Below are 19877 nucleotides of genomic sequence, written 5' to 3'. Positions count from 1 at the left end.
GCGCGGATGCCGGGCAGCTGACCCGGTTCCTAGCCTCGCGCTGACAGTGCGCGCATCCGCGACGGAGGTACCCGCATGGCGCCCCATGTTCGCTACCGCAAGGACGGTCACGTCGCGCGGGTCACGCTCGACCGGCCGGAGGTGCTCAATGCGATGGACCTGCAGATGCACGCCGAACTCGGCGAGGTGTGGGACGACGTGGAGGCCGACGACGAGATCCGCGTCGTCGTCCTGACGGGGGCGGGTGACCGCGCTTTCTCCGTGGGCCAGGACCTGCGGGAACGGGCCGCGCTCGACGCCGGCGGGGCGCAGCGGACGTCCTTCGGCAGCCGGGGGCTGCCGGGCTGGCCGCGTCTGACCGAGCGGTTCGAGCTCACCAAGCCCCTGGTCGCGGCTGCGCGCGGTTACGCGCTCGGTGGCGGGTTCGAACTGCTGCTCGCGTGCGACATCGTGGTCGCGGCCGAGGACGCGGTCTTCGGCCTGCCGGAGGTGCGCCTGGGCCTCGTTCCCGGCGCCGGCGGTGCTTTTCGCCTGGCGCGCCAGCTGCCGCTGCGCAAGGCGATGGGACACCTGCTGACGGGCAGGCGAATGTCGGCTGCCGAGGCGGCCCGGTTCGGTCTGGTGAACGAGGTCGTGCCCGCGGCAGAGCTGGACGCGTGCGTCGAGGGCTGGGTGGCCGACCTGCTGGCGGCCGCCCCGCTGGCCGTGCGCGCGGTGAAGCAAGCCGTGCTGCGGTCGGTGGACATGCCGATCGAGGACGCCTTCACCGCGGAGTACCCGGAGGAGTCCCGCAGGCGGGCGAGCCACGACGCCGTGGAGGGGCCGCGCGCGTTCGCGGAGAAACGTGATCCCGCGTGGCGTGGTGAATAGCGAGGATCCGCGCTGTCGACGACGCCGTGAGCGGGCTTCCGGTGTTGTCGAGATTCCGCTCTATCATATCGAAAGACGCGAATTCGGAAGTCGTGTTGTACAGCACGCCGATTCGTGCGCATGCAGATGGATTTCCCCGCGCGGCGGGAGTGTGAGTTTCGACATCCGAATCGATCTCGTCTCCAGCGTCGATTCGAGGAGGGGATGAATCATTTTATTGGAGGCGTATGAGCATTGCATGCGCTGGTCTTTTGGGTCAAGATTACGCAAGTTTAACATTTGATCATGGCCGGGAGAATCGACGCGAACACTTTGGGTGATCGGGCGCGCACAATCTCGGTTAGCGAATTTTCTTCAATGAAAACACTAGTCTTGCGGCGTTGACTCGGCCGAGGGTTGCGGGTTTTATCGGCTTGTCATCTGAAATCGTCCTTTCTTCGGCACAACCTCTCGAATCCGCTTGAATCCGCTCAGCTGGGCGTGAAAGAGGCGTAGGTATGGCGTGGTGTCCTGAAACATCGTTCGGCTCCGTGGTGCCGCCGTTCGGCTGCGCTCCCGAGAGGTGCGGCTGGTGAGGCGAACCTCCGGCGTGACAGGCGGCCAGACCTGCCGTGCGTGCGGGTGCGAGATCGTCGCGCACGCGGCAGGCGGACGGCGGGATGCGAAGTTCTGCTCGAACGCGTGCAGGCAACGCGCCTATCGGCAGCGGGTGTCCGAGAGCAGGGCCGGCGCGGCCTCGACCGTCGGTCTGTTGGAGCAGCTGGGCAGCTTCGTCGGCCGCGAAGACGACCTCCTCGCGCTGAGCAGGTTCATCCGCGACGACCGGTTGGTCACCGTGACGGGCGCACCCGGCGCTGGGAAGACCCGCTTGGCCGTCGAAGCCGCCGCGGTCGAGCAGCGCAGGGCGAGGCACCAGGTCGTCTACGTCGAGCTGGCCTCCGTCAGCGATCCCGCTCAGGTGATGCCGCGCGTCGAAGCGGAGTTGGCCGGCTGCGAGCAGGACGGCGATGCGCGGCTGCTCGTCCTGGACAACTGCGAGCACGTGCTGAGCGGGTGCAGCCGGACCGTCAACGCGCTCCTGTCCCGCCATCCCGACCTCCGGGTGCTGGTCACGAGTCGTGAGCCGCTGCGCCTGCCCGGCGAAGTCGTCCACGTCGTGGAGGGCCTGCCGTGGACTCGCGGGGAGGATGCCGCGGTGCGGCTGTTCGTCGAGCGCGCGGGCGCAGTGGTGCCGGGCTTCGAGCTCACCGACGACAACGCCGCCGACGTGCGGGAGATCTGCGCCCGCCTCGACGGGCTCCCGCTGATGATGGAGCTGGCGGCGCTGCGGGTGCGCGCGTTCCCCGTCGCCGAGATCGTCCGCAGGCTCGGCGACAGCGCGAGCTTGCTGACGACCGGCTGGGCGACGGCCGCTCCGAGGCATCAGAGCCTGCGTGCCGCCGTCGGGTGGAGCTACGACCGGCTCGCCGAGCCGGAACGGGCTCTGGCGCGCACGACGTCCGCGCTGTCCGGCGAGTTCGGCGTGAAGGCCGCCGCGACCGTCGCCGCCGCGGCAGGGGTCGAGGCGACGGCGGTGCCGGAGCTGCTGGCCACCCTCGAATCGAAGTCGTTGCTCGTTGCCGTGTCCGGTTCCGACGAGGCGCGCTTCAGGATGACCGGGAGCGTCCGGGACTTCGCCCGCGAGCACCTCGCCGACCGCGGCGAGGAGGATCGTGCGCGCGAGCTGCTGGCCGATTGGATCGTCGATGCGACCGGTGACTTCGCGCAGCACGGCGTGATGGACGGTGAGACCGCGGAGTTCTTCTGGATCGAGCACCAGCACGTGAACCAGGTCCTGACGTGGCTGCGCTCGCGAGGCGACGACCGGGAGCTCCTGCTCGCCGCGGCGGCCGACGCCGCCGATCTGATGAAGGGCAGGCGGCCGACCGTCTGCGGTCGCGCGGCGGAGGCGCTCGAGTCGGCGAGCGCCGCGAACCCGCACCGAGGTGTCGCGCTGTCGACGGCGGCCGTCGTGTCGGGCGCGGCGGCGGATTTCGAGCGGGCGGAATCCTTCGCCCGGCAGGCCATCGCGACTTCGGCTGCCGCACCGCACGATTACCTCACCAGCCGCATGTCGGTGATGGCGTACTTCCTGTCCGCCTGTTCGACGGACTCGAGCGACCTGCGGGCGCGCCTTCGCGTGACCACTCAGCTCGGCGACAGGATGATCATGGTGTTGTGCCTGTACGCGTCGATGCGCAGCGTGGTCGCCGACTGGGACCTGATGGCCCGGCGGTCGTCGGCCGTTCTCGGCGTTCTGGAGTTGGTCCGGGAATCCGGGCTCACGGGTCCGACGCGGTGCGCTGATTTCGTGCACGGCCTGCTGCTGTGCGAGCAGGAGCGGTACGAGGAGGCCGAGGAACGGTTCTCGGCGTTGCTCGACGAGAACGTGACCAGCGTCTTCGCCGGGTTCGTGCTGACCGCGCTGGGACGGGCCGAGTACGCCCGCACGCTGACCTTGTTGGTGGCCGCCGAGTCGCACGGGCTCGACGAGGCGCTGACCGGCGTCGAGTGGCTGTCGGAGCGGCTGGCCAAGGCGGAGGCCGCTGCGCGGGCCGGACTTTCGGAGGCCGCAGCCGAGGAGGCCCTGGCAGCGGGGTTGGCGCTGAAGGGCACCGAAGCCGTCCGATTCGCACGACGGGAGGCAGTGGACCACGCGGCCCAGCCGAAGCGGGAACGCAGGCCGCTGAGCGATCGGGAGCAGAAGATCGCGAGCCTGGTGGCGAAGGGGCTGACGAACCGGCAGATCGCGGCGCAGATGTACTTGTCGGTGCGGACGGTGGAAACGCACCTGCGCAACATTCGGACGGCACGTGGGCTGAACACGAGAGCGCACCTGGCCGCCTGGTACTCCCGCCACTACAAGCAGCAGCGCGTCTGATGCCTCCGGGTGCGCTGGATTCGTTCCCCGGAAAGCTCGAGGATCGACGCACCGTCGATGTGGAGTGCGCTGATTCCCTCGTGTTCGAGCCGTCGGGCCGGTTCCTCGGGCGCGACACCTGCCACTTCGTTCCCGCGGCATGAACGCGATCGAAGTGGCAGGTCAGTGCCGTCGGTCCCGGTCAGCCGGGGAGTTCCGCCTCGATCAGGTCCGCCGCGCGCCGGGAGCCGCCTTCCACCGCGTTCCGCTCCCGCTCCGCGGCGCAGCGCGCGGCGATGTCCGGGTCGTTGGCGAGCCGGGGAACGGCGGCGCGCAACGCCTCCGCGGTGGCGTCGGTGGTGTCGAGGCGCTCGGCGACACCGAGCAGGACCAGGAGGTTGGCGTTGTCGAACTGGTCGGCGGCCTGCGGTACGCAGAGCATCGGGGTGCCGGTGGCCAGGCCTTCCTGGGAGCCGCCGGCCCCGGCGTGGGTGATGAAGAGGTCCGCCTGCCGCAGCACGTCCAGCTGCGGCACCCAGGAGTGCACCTCGACGTTGTCCGGTATCGCGCCCAGCTCCCGCTCGGTGACCTGCCTGCCCACCTGGAGCACCAGGTGCCAGTCGGGCAGTGCGGCGAAGGCGTCCGCGCAGGCCCGGTAGAAGGCGGGCTGCTTGGTGAAGTTGGAGCCGAGCGAGACCAGCGCGACCCGCTTGCCCTCTGCCTCGGCGGGACGCTGCCAAGTGCCCTGGTCCACCCGGTCGTCCTGGCAGGCGCCGACGAAGCTGTACCGGCGGGTGTCGACCCGGTCCACGTGCGGCTGGAGCGCCGGGGGGATGAGCACGAGCGAACGCGGGGGATGAGCCATGAAGTCGTCGGGATCGGTGCCCGCGAGGCCGTTCGCGGCGAGCCAGGAGTTCCACCGCGCGTAGTGGGCGCGGCCGCGAGCGGAGGACTTCATCTCCTGCACCAACCGCGCGCCGATCTCGTCCTCGTACCCCTCCCAAGGCACCAGATTGGGGCAGAACTGCACGTACGGCACGTCCCAGCGATGCGCGAGAACCCGCGCCGCCCAACCGGAGATGTCGCTGAGCACCAGGTCGGGAAGGTCGTCCCGGTACAGCGCGTCGAGCTGCGGCAGTGCCTGCATCGCGTCCCGCAGGAACAACTCGGCGAGGTCGAGCCGGGACTCGCCCCAGGCCTCCGGCGGGTCTCCGGCTGCGGGCAATGTGGACTCCCACACCCGTGGTTCGGCGCCGGTGGCGCGCACTTTCGCGACGAAGTCGCCTTCGTCGGGGATGGCGTAGCTGACCCGGTGACCGCGCGCGACCAACTCTCGCACCGCCCCCAGGCTCGGGTTCACGTGACCGTGGTGGGCGATGCTCACCATCGCGAGATGGGCCATGGCGCCGACGTTAAGCGACACGGCGAGCGCCGCACAACCGGCCGATTCACTAGTGCATCCGCTCGCGGCCGTCCGGCGCGCGGGGAACCAACCACGTCCAGGAGGAATCCATGACCGAACTCAGATCAGTCCAGGTCGCCGAAGGCTTCTCGGTCTCCGTGCCGCAGCCGGAAGACGCGCTGTTCTCCGAGGTCGAGTTCATCTACAACGAGATCTTCGTCGAACGCACCTATCTCAAGCACGGCATCCGGCTGTCCGAATCCGCGCGGATCGTGGACGTGGGTGCGAACGTGGGGCTGTTCTCCCTGTTCGTCAAGCAGGAGTTCCCGGGCGCGCGGATCTTGGCCTTCGAGCCGATCCCCGCGACCCACCGGGCTCTCGTGGAGAACCTGGAGAACCACGGCGCGGCAGGTGTGGAAGTGGTGCGGGCAGCGCTCGGCGGGCGGCCCGAAGCGCGGGTGAGCTTCACCTTCTACCCCGCGCTGCACGGGAACTCCACGCGATACCCGGAGCAGAAGAAGATCAACCAGGAGCTGATCGTGGAGCAGATCGGCCCGGAGGCCGTGGACCGCATCATGGGAGGCGTCGAGGTCGAGGCCGAGGTGCGCCGGCTGTCCGACGCGCTGCGCGACTGGGCGCCCGAGGGCCCGATCGATCTGCTCAAGGTCGATGTGGAGGGCGCGGAGCTGGAGGTCTTGGAGGGCCTCGACCCGTCGGACTGGCGGCGAGTGCGGCAGTGCGTCCTCGAAGTGCAGGATCTGGACGGCCGTTTGGACGCGGTCCTCGGACTTCTCGACGCCCACGGATTCACCGCGACGACGGAGAGCGCGCCCGACATCCCGGACGTCCTGCGCCAATCGATGGTGTACGCCACGCGGTAGTGCGGACGCGGGAGTGGCCGGTGGTGCGCGTGATGCCGGGCGAAGGGCAGGCGGGTTCGGTCGTGATCCGAACTCGTTCCCCGGGTTCGACACGAGAACGCCGTCTTTTCCGGTGACGCGGACAACCTCCGGCCGCTCGGAGCGTCTTGTCGAATATGAACACCAATCAGACGCGGCGCGACTGGAACGCGCGGCAGCGACCGGTGATCAGCCCGGCGCGGCGGGGGCCGGTGGCGCCACGGCGGAGCCGGAAGGGCCTGATCATTCCGCTGCTGGTGGCCGTGCTGGTGCTCCCGGTGGTTTTCGCGGGCTGGCTCTGGTTCCACGTCGACTCGTCGGTCCGCCGGATCGACGCCTTCCCGGACTACCCGGGCCGACCGGAGGCCACCGCGGGCACGAACTGGTTGGTCGTGGGCTCGGACAGCCGGGAAGGGCTGGATCCGGAGACGGCGGCGGGCCTGCACGTGGGAGATGCTGACGGTCAGCGCACGGACACGATCCTCATCGCGCACCTGCCGGACAACTCCACGACCCCCACGCTGATCAGCCTCCCACGCGACTCGCGGGTCCCGGTCCCGGGACGGGGCCGGACGATGATCAACGAGGCCTTCGCGGTCGGCGGCCCGCCGCTGCTGGCGCAAACGGTGGAGCAGGCCACCGGGCTGCGCATCGACCACTACGCCGAGGTCGGGTTCGGCGGATTCGCGGGTCTCGTCGATGCGGTCGGTGGCGTCGAGATGTGCCTGGACCAGGAGATGCACGACGTCAAGACAGGTCAAACCCTCCAAGCAGGCTGCCAGACGTTGGACGGCCCGGACGCCCTCACGTTCGTGCGGATGCGCTACAGCGACGCGACCCCGCGATCGGACTTGGACCGGGTCGCCAACCAGCGCAAGTTCATCGGGGCCCTGGCCGCCGAGGCCTCGAGCATCACCACCCTGATCAACCCGTTCCGCGCGTACGCGCTGGCGGACCAGGGCGCGAGCGCGTTGACGATGCTCGACTCGGACGGCCCGGGCGACCTGCTGTCGCTGGGTTGGGCGATGCGCGGCATGTCCTCAGGCGGCGTGGTGACGACGACGGTTCCGGTCACCGACTCCAAGGCCCACCAGTGGGACAAGGAGAAAGCGCTGCGGCTCTTCAAGGCGATGGAAACCGACGACCCGGTCCCGCAGGACCTGATCGTGAACTGACGTCCCGGCAACATTGCGCGGCGGTGGCCGACGCACGGCCGCTGCTGCGCAGTGGTCGATCTCGCCAACGGCGCTGCGCATCCGCCTGCTCCCCGTGCTCGCAGGTCACATACCGGCAGGGGGTATATTCGATAGAGTGGTGCCACTGGAGGCGGCGCCCAACGATGTCACGCGTGCGCGAGGAAAGGTGGGTCGATGCACTCCCACGACGACGAAGCGAAGTTCATGCCCGATCTCAAAGAGGCTGCGCCGGAGATGGTGTCGGCGTTCTTCGGGTTCGACAAGGTCGTGTTCGACAAGAACACCGGCAACCTCGATCTGGCCACGCGTGAGCTGATCGCCGTCGGGGTCGCGGTGACGACGCAGTGCTCCTACTGCATCGAGGATCACGGCAAGCGCGCGGTCAAGGCCGGCGCGTCCAAGGCTGCCGTCGCAGAGGCCGTCATGGTCGCCGCTGCCTTGCGCGCCGGTGGCGGCATCACGCACGGGTGGAAGGCGATGAAGAGCATCGCCGAGCACGAGTAGGACCGCTGCTCGCACCAGATGCCGACCTGGTGATGGGAGCGAGCTCGAACCAACGCGTTATGGCCGCGTGCGACCCGATTGGGGTCTCATCTCGTCGACTGCGGGACCTCTGCCAGGTCCAGGATGAGATCGCGAACCGAGGCCGCGCTCATGCGGTCGCGTTGGGAGGACGGGTCGCTGCACAGCAGGACCGGGCCGTCGAGCGGGTCGTCGGGTAGTCGGCCGTGCGTGCCCTTGACCCAGCGTCCGCTGGTCGGGACGACGTTCATGGCGTAGCGGAGGCCGAGCTTCTTGCGGGCCAGGCCGAGCGCGGCGCGCAGCTTCACGGTCCGATCGGACGGGTCCAGAAACAGCTCGGCCGGGTCGTAACCGGGTTTGCGGTGGATGTCGACGCCGCGCGCGAAGTCCGGGGCCCGCGCGTCGTCCAGCCAGTAGTAGTAGGTGAACCAGGCGCGCGGTTCGGCGACGAGGACAAGTTCGCCGGCGCGGGGGTGGTCTACGCCGAAGTCGTGTTGCGCGGCCCTGTCGAGCACCAGGTCGACTCCGGGCAGGTCTTGGCAGAGCTCGCGCACGGGCGGCAGATCGGCCGGGTTCTGGACGTAGACGTGCGCGACCTGGTGGTCGGCGACCGCGAAAGCGCGCGACGTCCACGGGTCCAGGTATTCCATGCCGTGCTGGGTGTAGACCTCCAGCAGGCTCGATTCGCGGAGCGCGCGGTTGATGTCGACGGGGTGTGCGGCGTGGGTGATGCCGTATTCGCTCACGACGACGACCGTTGCGCCCTGCGCCTGCGCGTCCTCGAGCAGTGGTGTCACGGCTCGGTCGACATCGCGCACGGCCGCGATCGCCTGGGTGCTGTCGGGTCCGTGTCGTTGCAGGTCGTAGTCGAGGTGCGGGACGTAGGCCAGGGTGAGATCGGCTTCGGGAAGCAGCTGTCGGGAGGCCTTGACAATCCACTCGGTGGAGCGCAGCGACGCGGTCGGGCCCCAGTAGTGGAACAGGGGGAAAGCGCCTAGCGCCTGGGTCAGCTCGTCGTGCAGTTCCGGTGGCCAGGTGTAGCAGTCCGGGGACTTGCGGCCGTCGGCGTGGTAGACGGGCCTCGGGGTGATGGTCCAGTCGGTGCTGGCGCCCATCGCGTACCACCAGCACACGTTGGCTGCGCGGAAGTCGGGGCGGGCGCGCCGGGCCGTCTCCCACACCTTCTCGCCGGTGACGAGCCGGTTGTGCTGGCGCCACAGGTGGACCTCGCCGAGATCGCGGAAGTACCAGCCGTTGCCGACGGCGCCGTGCTCGCGCGGGGGCAGTCCGGTGAGCATGGTGGACTGCACGGAGCACGTGACCGCGGGCAGCACGGTCTCCAGAGGTGCCTGCCAGCCCTGCTCTGCGAGCGCGCGCAGCCGAGGGGCGTGCTGGAGCAGGCGCGGTGTCAGTCCCACCACGTCGAGGAGCAGGATCTTGTTCACGATGGTTCCAATCCGGCGCGTCGCAACGCCTGGGCGACCCAGCGCAGTTCGGCTGCCAGGCCGGCCGTCAGCTCGGCATTGTCGCGCGGTCGCTGGCGTTCTGGCAGCACCGACCAGGTGTAGGTCTCCATCTCGACGTGGTCGGTGAGTGCGGTGCGCCCGCCGAGCAGGGCGCGCAGGGTGTGGTCGAGCTCCTGTTGGGTGGAGGTCAGGGGCGGCTCGGGTTGGCGGTGGATCGGCACGTGGAAGTGGACTCGCCACGGCCCGTCGCCGCGCAGGGAGTGATCGCCGTGCAGCGCCTCCGGCAGGTCGTCGAGCGCGGTGATGCCGGAGGTTCCGCGTTCGCGGATCTGGTGCAGGAAGCGGTCTTCGGCATAGCACGACAGAGCGTTCCGGGTTGCCTCATCGGAGGGGGAGGAGGCGTGCAACGCCGCGGAGGCCTGAGTTTTCACGATCGGGATCGCGGCCTCGGTGAGGCGGCGCACCGAGGCGGCGGCGTCCTCGAACCCCACCGCGAGGTGGCAGGCGTCCAAGCACAGTCCTATGTGGTCGGTGTCCACATCGCCGAGCAGCTCGATCGCTTCGTCGGTGGTTTCGACGACGCACCCCGGTTCCGGTTCCAGCCCGACGCGGATGTGCTTGCCGGTTTCGTCGGCCAGCTCGGCGAGCCCCTCGCTGAGTCGGTGCATCGAGTTGATGGCGTGCCGTCGTTGCTGCGACGACCACGGTTCCCGCCACGCGACTGGCAGCGTGGAGATGCTGCCGGAAGCGACATCGGCGGGCAGCAGCCGTGCCAGCACGCGTGCGCAGTTGAGCGTGTAGGCGAGTCGGCGCTCATCAGTCCAGTTCGGTTGGTAGACGGCTCGTTTGACCACTGCTTCGTGAAAACCCTGGTACGGGAATGCGTTGAGGGTGACGACTTCGAGACCGTGACCCGCCAGTGCCTCCCGCAGCCGGTTGAGATCGGGGTGGTCGACCAGGTGCGCGGCCAGCGGTGCGGGAAGCCAGAGCCCGACGCCGAGCTGCTCGACGCCGAGTTCGGCGCGGATGCCACCCCCGAAGACGCGCAGTTGGCGCAGCAACCCTTCCAGGTCCTCGGCGGGGTGAACGTTGGTGCAGTAGGCGAGGTGGATCCGGGTGCCGTCGCGGTGGGTGAAGCGCATGTCTGAGTCTCCTCGTGGCTCACTTCGGTCGTTGGCCGCGCAGCACCGAGTTGCCCTCGAAGGTCGCCGTCTGGTCCGTCTCGACCGGGTCGAGCAGCAACCGGCCGCTCTGGGCGTAGAACTCGACCGGGTTGCGCCACAGGACGCGGTCGACGTCGTCCTCGGTGAACTCGGCGTCGAGCATGGCTCGGCCGGTCGTGGCCGTCTTGAGCGGGTCGCTGCGTCCCCAGTCCGCCGCGGAGTTGACGATCATCCGGTCAAGGCCGTGCTCGGCGAAGATCCGCACCATGCGGTGTTCGTCCATCTTGGTGTCGGGGTAGATGGAGAACCCCATCCAGCATCCGGTTTCGGCCACGAGGTCGATGGTGACTTCGTTGAGGTGGTCGATGAGCACCCGGTCGGGTGGGATGCCGGAGGCGGCGACCAGATCGAGGCTTCGGCGGGTTCCTTCCGCCTTGTCGCGATGCGGGGTGTGCACCAGCACCGGCAGCTCGTGCTCGGCCGCCAGTTCGAGCTGTCGGGCGAAGACCTTCTCCTCGTCCGAGGTCATCGAGTCGAACCCGACCTCACCGACGGCGACCACGCCGTCCTTGGCGAGGTAGCGGGGAAGCGCGTCGAGCACCTCGCGGCAGCGCGGATCGTTGGCCTCCTTCGGGTTGAGCGCGATCGTGCAGTGGTGGCGGATGCCGAACTGCGCCGCTCGGAATCGCTCCCAACCCACCAGGGTGTCGAAGTAGTCGTAGAACGACGCCGCGCTGGTTCGGGGTTGACCGCCCCAGAACGCCGGTTCGGTGACCGCGCGAACGCCCGCGGCGTACATGGCTTCGTAGTCGTCGGTGGTGCGCGAACTCATGTGGATGTGCGGATCGAAGATGCGCATCATTCCTCCTCGGCTTGGTCGCCTGCTGGTGCGTCCTCGCTGTCCAGTTGCAGCAGGCGGTGCGCGTCCTGCGGTACGGGTCGTCCGGCAGCGAGTCGTTCGGCGATGTAGGCATGCACCATGCGGGACAGCTCGGCATCGGCCCGCTCGGCGACGCCGACGACCGCGTCCAGCGGCACGCCGGTGAACACGCACTTGAGGACACCGTGGCGCCAGGCGTGGTCGTCGAGGTACCGAGCCGCGTACGTGCCCAGTGCTGCGGCGATCAGACGGGAGTCGTTGCTGCGCAACGCGTCGTGGACCAGTGGCAGCAACGCGTCGCCGAGATCGAGGTTGTCGAGCGCGCGCAGCACCGCGCGCTTCTCCTCGGCGTCGCCGTGCCGGTACAGCGCGGTGATCTCCACCGCGAGCTCGGAGCGGTCGAAGCGTCGCTCGGCAGCCCGCAGCAAGCCGATTCGGACCTCGTCCTCGATGCGAGGTGTGATCAGTCCGTCGGGATCGGCCGGGTCGACCGGCCCGCGGGCGATCGTCCTGGCAGCGGCGGGGAACAGCACGGCGAGCCGGGTCGGATTCGTCGTGACCTCGTCGATCAGTTCGGCCAACCGCGTTCGGGCGGTCGGGCCGAGCACGTCCCGCGCTGAACTCATCGGTTCGCCTCCGTCGCGGTCGTGCGCGCTCGCTCGGCCGCGACGCGCAGCGCTTCGAGCGAGCGCGCGGCAACTGCGGGCGCGGCGTGGGAGTGGCGGGGGAGTTCGACGCTGACCAGTCCGTGGTAGTCGACGTCGAGGAGCGCGCCGAGCGTGGCCGGGAGGTCGACGTCGCCGTCTCCGAACTCCAGGTGCTCGTGCACGCCGGGGCGCATGTCATCGGCTTGGACGTTGCCGAGGAGGTGGCCCACTTGGTGCACGCAGTCCTGCGGCGGTGCCGGTTCGTTGCACACGCAGTGCCCGATGTCGACTGTCACGGCGAGGTGGGACGGATGGCCGAGCATGCGGCGCAGTTCCGCGACACCGGCGAGCGTGTCCACGAACATGCCTGGTTCGGGTTCGAACGCGCACCGCACGTCGCGTCGTTCCGCCTCGTCCAGCACGTCGGTGACTCCGCTGGTGAGCCGGTCCCATCCCTGCTGCGCGGACACCCCCTCGGGCAGCGTGCCGGACCAGAACGACACCGCCTCCGCGCCCAGCTCTTCGGCGATCCGGACCGCGCGTCGGAGGTACTCGATGCGCCTTTCCCGGTCGGTGTCGGAGACCAGCGTCGGTTCGTGCTTGTGCCAGGGGTTCATGACGTAGCGGGCACCGGTTTCGACCACGACGGCCAGTCCTCGGGACTCGAGCCGACGGCGGACGGCGTCGGTGCGCCTGGCGAGATCGGGTGCGAACGGGTCCAGATGTGGTTGGTCGAGGGTGAGCGCGACCCCGTGGTAACCGAGATCCGCCAGAACGGTCACGATGTCTTCGAAGCGGTGTCCTGCGAATCCGTTGGTGCCGTAGCCGAACCGCAGGCTCATGTCGGCGACACCGCCTTCGACGCCAACCGAGCCAGCGGACCGGCGCTGAGCAGTGCGCCGGCGACGCCGAGCGCACCGGTGCCGGCCACCAGCGCCGCTTGCAGTCCGATGACGCCACGCACCCCGACGCCTGTCGCGGCGCGGACGGTGTCCGCATCCGGGTGACGCGCGGCTCGGGCCTGAGCCCCACCGACCGTCACGGCGTATCCGGCAGCGCACGCGAAGCCGGCTGCGTTCGCGCGGCGCGAAGAGCCGGGTAGCAGCGCGGTCGATGCCGCGGCGGCGGAGGTGGTCGCCAGCGCCGCCCAGCCCGCTCGTGGTGAACCGCCGTGGACCTCTCCGCGGCTCAGCCAGGTGACCCCGAGGGTGTGCGCGGCGACTGCGCAGGCGGGGAGGGCGGCTCGACGGTGCCCTCCGGAGCCGAGCAGGACGTCGAACCCGCGTGCCAGTGCCATGACCACCGGCCCGGCGTGGGTCTGCTTGGCCGCGAGGTCGTAGGCCCAGGCCGCGGCGGCCACCGGCACGGCGGCCCGCAGAGCGTTGCGGCCGCCTGCGGCCCCGGCGATCCCCAAACCGGCTGCGGTCAGTCCGGTGGCCAGGGCCAGAGCGGTGCCGGGCCGGACCCGGCCGGACGGGATCGGTCGTTCGGGACGTTCCCGCGCGTCCAGTTCCCGGTCGGCGTAGTCGTTGAGCGCCATGCCGGCGAGGTAGAAGCAGCAGGAGGTCACCGGCATGGCCCAGCTGCGCCTGCCGTGAGGCCAGCCGGCCGCCGCGGCCCCGACGAGGCTGTCGCCGGGAGCGGTGAGCACGGCGGGCAAGCGAACCAGCTCGGCGAGATCCCGGGCCCTCATCGCTGCTCCGCGGAGCCGATCTGGCCGCACCAGTCGAGCAGCGCGCGCCATTGACCGGCCAGGTCGTGCGGGGTGTCCCCGGCGGGATCTTTGAAGAAGAAGCCGAGCGCCTCGACGGCGCCGACGGCGCCCGCTCGGTGAGCCCGCGCCATCAGCCTGGCCAAGTCGAGCACCAACGGGGCCGCGAGCGCCGAATCGCACCCCTGCCAGGTGAACTGCATCGACATCTTGGTCCCGAGGAATCCGTCGAAGGACACGAGATCCCAGGCCGTCTTCCAGTCGCCGAGGTCGGGGAGGTAGTCGATGTGCATCGGCCCGTCGACCGGATGCCCGAGAATGGACCCCAATCCCTTGTTCTTGGAGCGGGTCTTGCTCTCCGCTGTGACCGGGTCGGCGAGGGACTGACCGTCCCCACCACCGAGCAGGTTGTACGACGCCCAGGAGCGGACCCGCAGCGCGCGGGTGGCGAACATCGGCGCCAGCGCCGATTTGATCAGCGTCTCGCCGGTCTTGCCGTCGGTGCCGGCCCACGGGAGCTGCGTGCGCCGCGCGAGCTGGTCGATCGCGGGCAATCGCGGCCCGGGGCTCGGGGTGAACGCGACGAACGGGCATCCGGCGCGCAGTGCCGCGTAGGCGTAGACCCCGCTGGCAGGCAGCGGCGACTCGCCCGCGGCCAGCGCTCGATCCAGTGCGTCCAGATCGCGGTGCTCCGGCGTGAGCTCCAGCGGGGGTTCGGTGGTGGACACGTCGATCACGATCACCCGGTCGAGCCCGTGCGCGGCGCGGAAACCGGCCACATCGCGGCTGACCTGCTCGATCGCGTCGCGCTGGAAGTCTCCGTTCGAGGTGATGCCCGGGCGGATCCGCGCGTCGACCTCCACCAGCCCGCTGTGCACCGCCCGGGCCAGCTCGTGACCGAAAACCCCTCCGGCGGCGAGAGCCTCGGCGCGCTTGGGCAGCGCGTCGCCGACGACGTCGTGGCCGCCGATGAGAAGATCGTCCACGCCCGGCGGTGCCGCCACCGCCACCTCGGGGAGGTCAGCGACGCAACCTGTGCGCGGGGCCAACCCCGTTGTCATGGCGAGCGCGCCCACGGTGGCCGTTGTCGCCACCGAGCCGCGAGCGCCGATGAACCACAGTCCGGTCCTAGGTGCCATCTTTGCCGTGCCTCCCTCGGTGTTGCGGGATGGAGCGGGCCCCGGACGCGGTCGGAGCGGCGACCGCATCCGGGGCAGGTGCTGATCAGCTCGTCGGCTGCAGCACGACCTCGTGCTCACCGGTCAGCGACGGCAGCCCGTCGACGCCCGGGTCGGTGTAGGTCGCCTGGAACACCCCGCGCAGGTTGTCGGTCGCGGGGTCGTGGCCTTCGGGCACCGTGGTCTGGATCGACCCGGAGCAACCGGAGGCGGTCGTCTGCGGGTGTCCGTGATCGTCGTGCCCGAGGATGTAGGTCACTTCGACCTTCGAGCAGTCGACGGGCTGATCGTCGGTCACCGCCACCTCGTAGTTGATGACGTCGCCGAAGGAGAACTGCTGCCCGTCGACCGGCGTGACGAACCGGACCGTCGGCGCGACGTTGCCGACCACGACGTTGACCTCGGCCAGGCCGGTCTTGCCGGTGTTCGGCCCGCCGGTGTCGGTCACCCGCAGCATCGCGGTGTAGACGCCGTTGTCGGTGTAGGTGTGCGTCGGGTTCGGTTCCCGCGAGTCGACCGTGCCGTTGGAGTCGAAGTCCCACTCGTAGATCAAGCGGTCGCCGTCGGCGTCGCCGGTGCCCTCGCTGGAGAACGACACCGTCAGGGGCGCTTGTCCGTTGGTCGCGCTGGCCGAGGCCTTGGCTTCGGGGCTGTGGTTGCCGCCGGGTCCGATGTAGTCGATCCGCGACAGCGCCGCCTCGGGGTTCTCGCCGAAGTAGCCCTTGCCGTAGTCGAGCACGTACAGCGCCCCGTCGGGGCCGAACTCCATGTCGATCGGGCCGGACAGCGGGATCGAGGGAAGCACGTCCTCGATGCCGGTGAGCGCTCCCGAGTCGTCCAGGCGGAAGCCCTTCATGTAGTCGCGGGTCCACTCGTAGAACAGCGGCATGCCGTCGTAGTGCTGCGGCCAGGCGATCGGCGCGCGGCCTCGACCGTCGTCGTAGTGGTAGACGGGGCCGGCCATCGGGCCGATGCCACCGGCTCCCAGCTCCGGGAACTGCTCGGACTGGCCGTAGCCGTACCACACCTGCGGCTGCTCGACCGGTGGTAGTCGCGTGAGCCCGGTGTTGTTCGGCGACTCGTTCACCGGGGCGGCGCAGTCGAACGGCGCGCCGGACGTGCCGGTGGCGAAGTCGTAGTCGACGTAGGGGAGTTCGGCGGTCGCGCAGTAGGGCCAGCCGTAGTTGCCCGCCTCGCGGGCGGCGAACCACTTACCGGTGCCGGCAGGGCCGCGGTCCGGATCGGCGTGATCGGCGTCGGGCGAGTAGTCGGCCACGTAGAGCTCGTTGGTCGTCCGGTTGACCTCGATGCGGAACGGGTTCCGCAAGCCCATCAGGTAGATCTCCGGACGCGTGCTCGGTGTGCCGGGTGCGAACAGGTTCCCGTCCGGGATGGTGTAGGAGCCGTTCTCCTCCACCTTGATCCGCAGCACCTTGCCCCGCAGGTCGTTGGTGTTGGCCGACGAGCGCTGCGCGTCGAAGGCGGGGTTGCGTCCCGCCCGCTCGTCGATCGGCGCGTAGCCGCCGGAGGCGAACGGGTTGGTGTCGTCACCGGTGGACAGGTAGAGGTTGCCGTCGCCGTCGAAGACGATGTCTCCGCCGACGTGGCAGCACAGGCCCCGGTCCACGCCGACGTCGAGGATCTTCTGCTCGGTGGACAGGTCGAGCTGGTCGCCGTTGAGCTGGAAGCGCGACAGCTGCAGGGCGCCCTTGAAGGGCGCGAACTGCTCGGGCGTGCCCGACTCCGGCGCATCGCCCTCGTTGATGTCCGGTGTGGACGGATCGTCGGTCGGCGTGTTCAACGGTGGCGAGTAGTACAGGTAGACCCACCGGTTCGTGGTGCCGTTGAAGCCGGGATCCACCGCGACGCTCTGCAGGCCTTCCTCGTCGTGCTGGTAGACGTCCACCGTGGCCGCGACGGTGTTGCGGCCGGTGTCCGGGTGGTGCATCCGGACCTCGCCCTGGCGGGTGGTGTGCAGGACCCTGCCGTCGGGGAGGACGGCGAGGTCGATCGGTTCGCCGGGGTGGTCGTTGAGCACGACCTTCTGGAATTCCTCGTCCGGCGGTGGGCCTTCGGCGGCCACCGCCGGTGCGCTCATCAAGGCGGTGGTCACTGCGGCCACCGCCGCCAGTAAGGGGACACGTCGCATGGCAACCTCTCATCGGTTCGCTGATCGTGCGGGTCGGAACGCGGGCGCGCTGATCCCGCCGCCGAAGGGAATTCGTCGGCGGAACGGCCAGTCCGGCGAAGTGGGGGAATGCGTCGGTCAGATGCTCAGCGCGCGCAGGTAGCGGTAGCCGACCTCGGCGGTCTGCTGCGGGGTGACGTCGGGAGTGTCGTTCTCCACGATGTACTCCAGCACCGCGTGCGCCCGGAAGATCCGGGCGAAGTCGATGTGCCCGGTGCCGAGGTCGGCCATGTCGCCGTCCTCCGGGTGGCGGTCCTTGACGTGGTACTGCAGCACCGGTTGCGGAGCGGACCGGATGACGTCGATGGCGAAACCTTCGGGATCTCCTGCCCCTCGGCCGCTTTCGATGCCACCGCGCACGGCCCAGTACAGGTCGAGTTCGAGGTGCACCAGCGCCGGGTCCAGTTCGGAGGTCAGCACCTGCCACGGCGTCGCGCCGCCCAGATCGGTGGTGAACTCGTGGGCGTGGTTGTGGTAGCCGTAGCGCAGCCCGGCCGCCCTGGCGACCTCGGCTTCGTGGTTCATCTGCTCGGCCCACCGCTTCCAGTCGTCCCGGTGGGGCGAGTCCAGGTACGGCACGACGAGGAACGACTGGCCGAGGGTGCGGGCGTTGTCGATCTTGGTCTGCAGCGACTTCTCGCTGTCGGAGATCCCGTCGTGGCTCGACGTCGCCGAGATGCCGATGCTGTCGTAGAAGGCCCGCAATTCGGCGGCGGTGCGGCCGAAGTAGCCGAGCGCCTGCTCGACCTTGGGGTAGCCCGTTCGGGCGAGGGCGCGCAAGGACTCGTCGAAACCGGGGTCACCCTGGAGCGCTGCGCGCATGGTCCACAGCTGGATGCTGATCTGTCCAGGCGGCACCAGCGGCGCGCCGACCGGTCGTGGTGTCGCCTGGGCTGCCGGGGTGGCCGTGCCCGCTGCGAGCAGGCCGGCGCCGAGCGCGCCGGCGGTGCGCAGCGCGCCGCGCCGGGTCAATCGTGTGGCACCCAGGGACTGGGCTAACGCTGCTTCACCGTTGAAACCGAAACACATCGTCTTGCACTCCTTCGTTCTACTGCTGCGGAGAACTGAAGGCCGCGTCGAATGCCGCGTCCGGTGGGTCGAAGAGCTGATCGCGCACGAAGCTCAGCGCTTCCGGTGCGCCGCGCAGGCGGTCCATGCCCGCGTCCTCCCACTCGATGGAGATGGGGCCCTCGTAGCCGATCGAGTTGAGCACGCGGAAGCACGCCTCCCATGGCACGTCACCGCGTCCGGTGGACACGAAGTCCCAGCCGCGTCGGGGGTCGGCCCAGGGCAGGTGCGATCCCAGCCTGCCGTTGCGGCCGTTGCCGAGGTTGCGCTTGGTGTCCTTGCAGTCGACGTGGAAGATCCGGTCGGCGAAGTCGACGAGGAAGCCCACCGGGTCGACGTCCTGCCAGATCATGTGGCTCGGGTCCCAGTTTAGGCCGAAGCCCTCCCGGTGCCCGAGGGCTTCGAGGGTGCGCACGGTCGACCAGTAGTCGTAGGCGATCTCCGAGGGGTGCACTTCGAGGGCGAACCGCACGCCTTCGGCGTCGAAGACGTCCATGATCGGATTCCACCGGTCGGCGAAGTCCTGGTAGCCGGCCTCGACCAGCTCGGCGGGCACCGGCGGGAACATCGCGACGTACTTCCAGATCGCCGATCCGGTGAAGCCGACGACCGTGCGCACGCCGAGCTTGGCAGCGACCCGCGCGGTGTGCTTCATCTCCTCGGCGGCCCGCTGCCGCACGCCTTCGGGATCGCCGTCGCCCCACACCCGGTCGGACAGGATGGCGCGGTGGCGGACGTCGATCGGGTCATCGCAGACCGCCTGCCCCGTGAGGTGGTTGGAGATCGCCCACACGCCGAGTCCGTACCGGTCGAGGACGTCCACGCGCGACTGGAGGTAGTCCTCGTCCGCCACGGCGCGCCAGACGTCGAGGTGATCACCCCAGCAGGCGATCTCCAGGCCGTCGTAGCCCCACTCCGAGGCGAGTCGGGCCACTTCCTCGAACGGCAAGTCCGCCCATTGCCCGGTGAAGAGCGTGACCGAACGTCCCATCTGCTCACTCCTCGTCGTCGATGATTCTCAGCACGGCGCTCGGTCGAGGGCGACGCGGATGCCGCCGAGGACGTGGCGCACGAAAGCGGGTTCGGAGTACGACTCGTGGGTGTGGCCACCACCGGTGTAGAAGGCGCGACCGGCGTCCACCTCGTGGCACCAGGCGATGGGGTGGTCTCCGCCCATGGCGGTGTCGCCGGGATCGTAGGTGCGCTCGTCCAGCGCGGCCAGGACGTGCACGTCGGGACGCGGGTTGGCGCGGTAGTTGTACCACTCGTCGGTGCGATCCCAGCGGTTCGGCAGGTGCGCGGTGGAATCGTTGCGGTGGTCCTCGACGCGCACCGTGGCGGGCTGGATGTGCGGGTGGCCGGCGAAGTACGCGCCGACGAGCTCACCGTAGAACGGCCAGTCGTACTCGGTGTCGGCGGCGGCGTGCACGCCGACGTAGCCGCCGCCGGAGCGGATGTAGCGCTCGAAGGCGTCCTGCTGCGGCTGATCGAGCACGTCACCGGTGGTGGACAACCACACGACGGCGTCGTAGCGGGCCAGTTCCCGGTCGGTGAACCGCGCGGAGTCCTCGGTGGACTCGACGCGGAACCCGTTCTTCCGACCCAATTTCCGGATCGAGGCGATCCCCGACTCGATGGAGGCGTGGCGATAACCGGCGGTCTCGGAGAACACCAGCACGCTGGGCGGGTCGTCGGGTTCCGGTGCTGCAGCCCAGGCGGGGGTGGCCATCGCGCCGGCCAGGAGGATTCCCAGAAGGGCGCGTGCGGTGGTTCGCATGTCGAACTCCT

General features: G+C 69.6%; 17 protein-coding genes. 5 read left to right on the top strand and 12 right to left on the bottom strand.

What is annotated here, in order from left to right:
• Nucleotides 1–75: 75 nt before the first annotated feature.
• Nucleotides 76–870 carry an enoyl-CoA-hydratase DpgD gene (gene dpgD, locus KBO27_RS24300; protein WP_210972203.1) on the top strand — a complete coding sequence of 265 codons (795 nt, stop codon included), beginning with the start codon at nt 76–78 and terminating at the stop codon, nt 868–870.
• Between the two features lie 709 nt (nt 871–1579).
• Nucleotides 1580–3790 (top strand): ATP-binding protein, encoded by a 2211-nt coding sequence (locus KBO27_RS34690; RefSeq protein ID WP_210972202.1) that lies wholly within the window; start codon nt 1580–1582, stop codon nt 3788–3790.
• Between the two features lie 181 nt (nt 3791–3971).
• On the opposite strand, the gene KBO27_RS24290 is transcribed toward KBO27_RS34690, so the two are convergent.
• The gene (locus KBO27_RS24290; protein WP_246537906.1) at nt 3972–5171 is read right to left on the bottom strand and encodes a macrolide family glycosyltransferase; all 1200 of its coding nucleotides are present in this window, start codon (nt 5169–5171) and stop codon (nt 3972–3974) included.
• A 110-nt stretch (nt 5172–5281) separates the two neighbouring features.
• Between KBO27_RS24290 and KBO27_RS24285 the strand changes: the two genes are divergently transcribed.
• The 3 genes from KBO27_RS24285 (at nt 5282) to KBO27_RS24275 (ending at nt 7770) form a co-directional block, all read left to right on the top strand.
• On the top strand, nt 5282–6052 hold the full coding sequence (locus KBO27_RS24285; RefSeq protein WP_210972201.1) for an FkbM family methyltransferase: 771 nt from the start codon (nt 5282–5284) through the stop codon (nt 6050–6052).
• A gap of 155 nt (nt 6053–6207) precedes the next feature.
• Complete coding sequence (locus KBO27_RS24280) at nt 6208–7245, top strand: LCP family protein (RefSeq protein ID WP_210972200.1); 1038 nt, start codon at nt 6208–6210, stop codon at nt 7243–7245.
• A gap of 195 nt (nt 7246–7440) precedes the next feature.
• Entirely contained in the window at nt 7441–7770 is a 330-nt protein-coding gene (locus KBO27_RS24275; protein WP_210972199.1) for a carboxymuconolactone decarboxylase family protein, read from the top strand.
• Between the two features lie 86 nt (nt 7771–7856).
• On the opposite strand, the gene KBO27_RS24270 is transcribed toward KBO27_RS24275, so the two are convergent.
• From KBO27_RS24270 to KBO27_RS24220, 11 genes are all read right to left on the bottom strand, one after another.
• Entirely contained in the window at nt 7857–9233 is a 1377-nt protein-coding gene (locus KBO27_RS24270) for an alkaline phosphatase family protein (protein WP_210972198.1), read from the bottom strand.
• Nucleotides 9230–10396, bottom strand: coding sequence for a metabolite traffic protein EboE (gene eboE / locus KBO27_RS24265; RefSeq protein ID WP_210972197.1), 1167 nt, complete (start codon nt 10394–10396; stop codon nt 9230–9232). The genes KBO27_RS24270 and eboE overlap by 4 nt, the downstream gene beginning before the upstream one ends.
• A gap of 19 nt (nt 10397–10415) precedes the next feature.
• Nucleotides 10416–11276, bottom strand: coding sequence for a TatD family hydrolase (locus tag KBO27_RS24260; RefSeq protein WP_210972196.1), 861 nt, complete (start codon nt 11274–11276; stop codon nt 10416–10418).
• Nucleotides 11276–11923: an EboA domain-containing protein gene (locus tag KBO27_RS24255; RefSeq protein ID WP_210972195.1), complete on the bottom strand. Its 648-nt coding sequence runs from the start codon at nt 11921–11923 to the stop codon at nt 11276–11278. The genes KBO27_RS24260 and KBO27_RS24255 overlap by 1 nt, the downstream gene beginning before the upstream one ends.
• A complete protein-coding gene (locus KBO27_RS24250) occupies nt 11920–12786 on the bottom strand; it encodes a sugar phosphate isomerase/epimerase family protein (RefSeq protein ID WP_210972194.1) in 867 nt (288 codons plus the stop codon). Before KBO27_RS24250 ends, KBO27_RS24255 begins: the two co-directional genes overlap by 4 nt.
• Entirely contained in the window at nt 12783–13637 is an 855-nt protein-coding gene (locus KBO27_RS24245; RefSeq protein ID WP_210972193.1) for an SCO3242 family prenyltransferase, read from the bottom strand. The genes KBO27_RS24250 and KBO27_RS24245 overlap by 4 nt, the downstream gene beginning before the upstream one ends.
• Nucleotides 13634–14794, bottom strand: coding sequence for an inositol-3-phosphate synthase (locus KBO27_RS24240; protein ID WP_210972192.1), 1161 nt, complete (start codon nt 14792–14794; stop codon nt 13634–13636). The genes KBO27_RS24245 and KBO27_RS24240 overlap by 4 nt, the downstream gene beginning before the upstream one ends.
• Nucleotides 14795–14879: 85 nt before the next feature.
• Nucleotides 14880–16946: a PQQ-dependent sugar dehydrogenase gene (locus KBO27_RS24235; RefSeq protein ID WP_307870586.1), complete on the bottom strand. Its 2067-nt coding sequence runs from the start codon at nt 16944–16946 to the stop codon at nt 14880–14882.
• Between the two features lie 153 nt (nt 16947–17099).
• Complete coding sequence (locus KBO27_RS24230) at nt 17100–17993, bottom strand: sugar phosphate isomerase/epimerase family protein (RefSeq protein ID WP_210972190.1); 894 nt, start codon at nt 17991–17993, stop codon at nt 17100–17102.
• Between the two features lie 76 nt (nt 17994–18069).
• Nucleotides 18070–19080 (bottom strand): sugar phosphate isomerase/epimerase family protein, encoded by a 1011-nt coding sequence (locus tag KBO27_RS24225; protein ID WP_210972189.1) that lies wholly within the window; start codon nt 19078–19080, stop codon nt 18070–18072.
• A 27-nt stretch (nt 19081–19107) separates the two neighbouring features.
• Complete coding sequence (locus KBO27_RS24220) at nt 19108–19866, bottom strand: ThuA domain-containing protein (protein ID WP_210972188.1); 759 nt, start codon at nt 19864–19866, stop codon at nt 19108–19110.
• Nucleotides 19867–19877: the final 11 nt, after the last annotated feature.

The organism is Saccharopolyspora endophytica (genome assembly GCF_018070075.1).
In the GTDB taxonomy this organism is placed as follows: domain Bacteria; phylum Actinomycetota; class Actinomycetes; order Mycobacteriales; family Pseudonocardiaceae; genus Saccharopolyspora; species Saccharopolyspora endophytica.
The sequence above is the reverse complement of the archived record's forward strand: the minus strand, read 5'-3'. Positions and strand labels throughout refer to the sequence as shown.

Bases quoted from the DNA above. Each gene is read 5' to 3' on its own strand.
- dpgD (WP_210972203.1), top strand. From the start codon at position 76: ATGGCGCCCCATGTTCGCTACCGCAAGGACGGTCACGTCGCGCGGGTC.
- KBO27_RS24290 (WP_246537906.1), bottom strand. From the start codon at position 5,171: ATGGCCCATCTCGCGATGGTGAGCATCGCCCACCACGGTCACGTGAAC.
- KBO27_RS24285 (WP_210972201.1), top strand. From the start codon at position 5,282: ATGACCGAACTCAGATCAGTCCAGGTCGCCGAAGGCTTCTCGGTCTCC.
- KBO27_RS24280 (WP_210972200.1), top strand. From the start codon at position 6,208: ATGAACACCAATCAGACGCGGCGCGACTGGAACGCGCGGCAGCGACCG.
- KBO27_RS24275 (WP_210972199.1), top strand. From the start codon at position 7,441: ATGCACTCCCACGACGACGAAGCGAAGTTCATGCCCGATCTCAAAGAG.
- eboE (WP_210972197.1), bottom strand. From the start codon at position 10,396: ATGCGCTTCACCCACCGCGACGGCACCCGGATCCACCTCGCCTACTGC.
- KBO27_RS24260 (WP_210972196.1), bottom strand. From the start codon at position 11,276: ATGCGCATCTTCGATCCGCACATCCACATGAGTTCGCGCACCACCGAC.
- KBO27_RS24255 (WP_210972195.1), bottom strand. From the start codon at position 11,923: ATGAGTTCAGCGCGGGACGTGCTCGGCCCGACCGCCCGAACGCGGTTG.
- KBO27_RS24250 (WP_210972194.1), bottom strand. From the start codon at position 12,786: ATGAGCCTGCGGTTCGGCTACGGCACCAACGGATTCGCAGGACACCGC.
- KBO27_RS24245 (WP_210972193.1), bottom strand. From the start codon at position 13,637: ATGAGGGCCCGGGATCTCGCCGAGCTGGTTCGCTTGCCCGCCGTGCTC.
- KBO27_RS24240 (WP_210972192.1), bottom strand. From the start codon at position 14,794: ATGGCACCTAGGACCGGACTGTGGTTCATCGGCGCTCGCGGCTCGGTG.
- KBO27_RS24225 (WP_210972189.1), bottom strand. From the start codon at position 19,080: ATGGGACGTTCGGTCACGCTCTTCACCGGGCAATGGGCGGACTTGCCG.
- KBO27_RS24220 (WP_210972188.1), bottom strand. From the start codon at position 19,866: ATGCGAACCACCGCACGCGCCCTTCTGGGAATCCTCCTGGCCGGCGCG.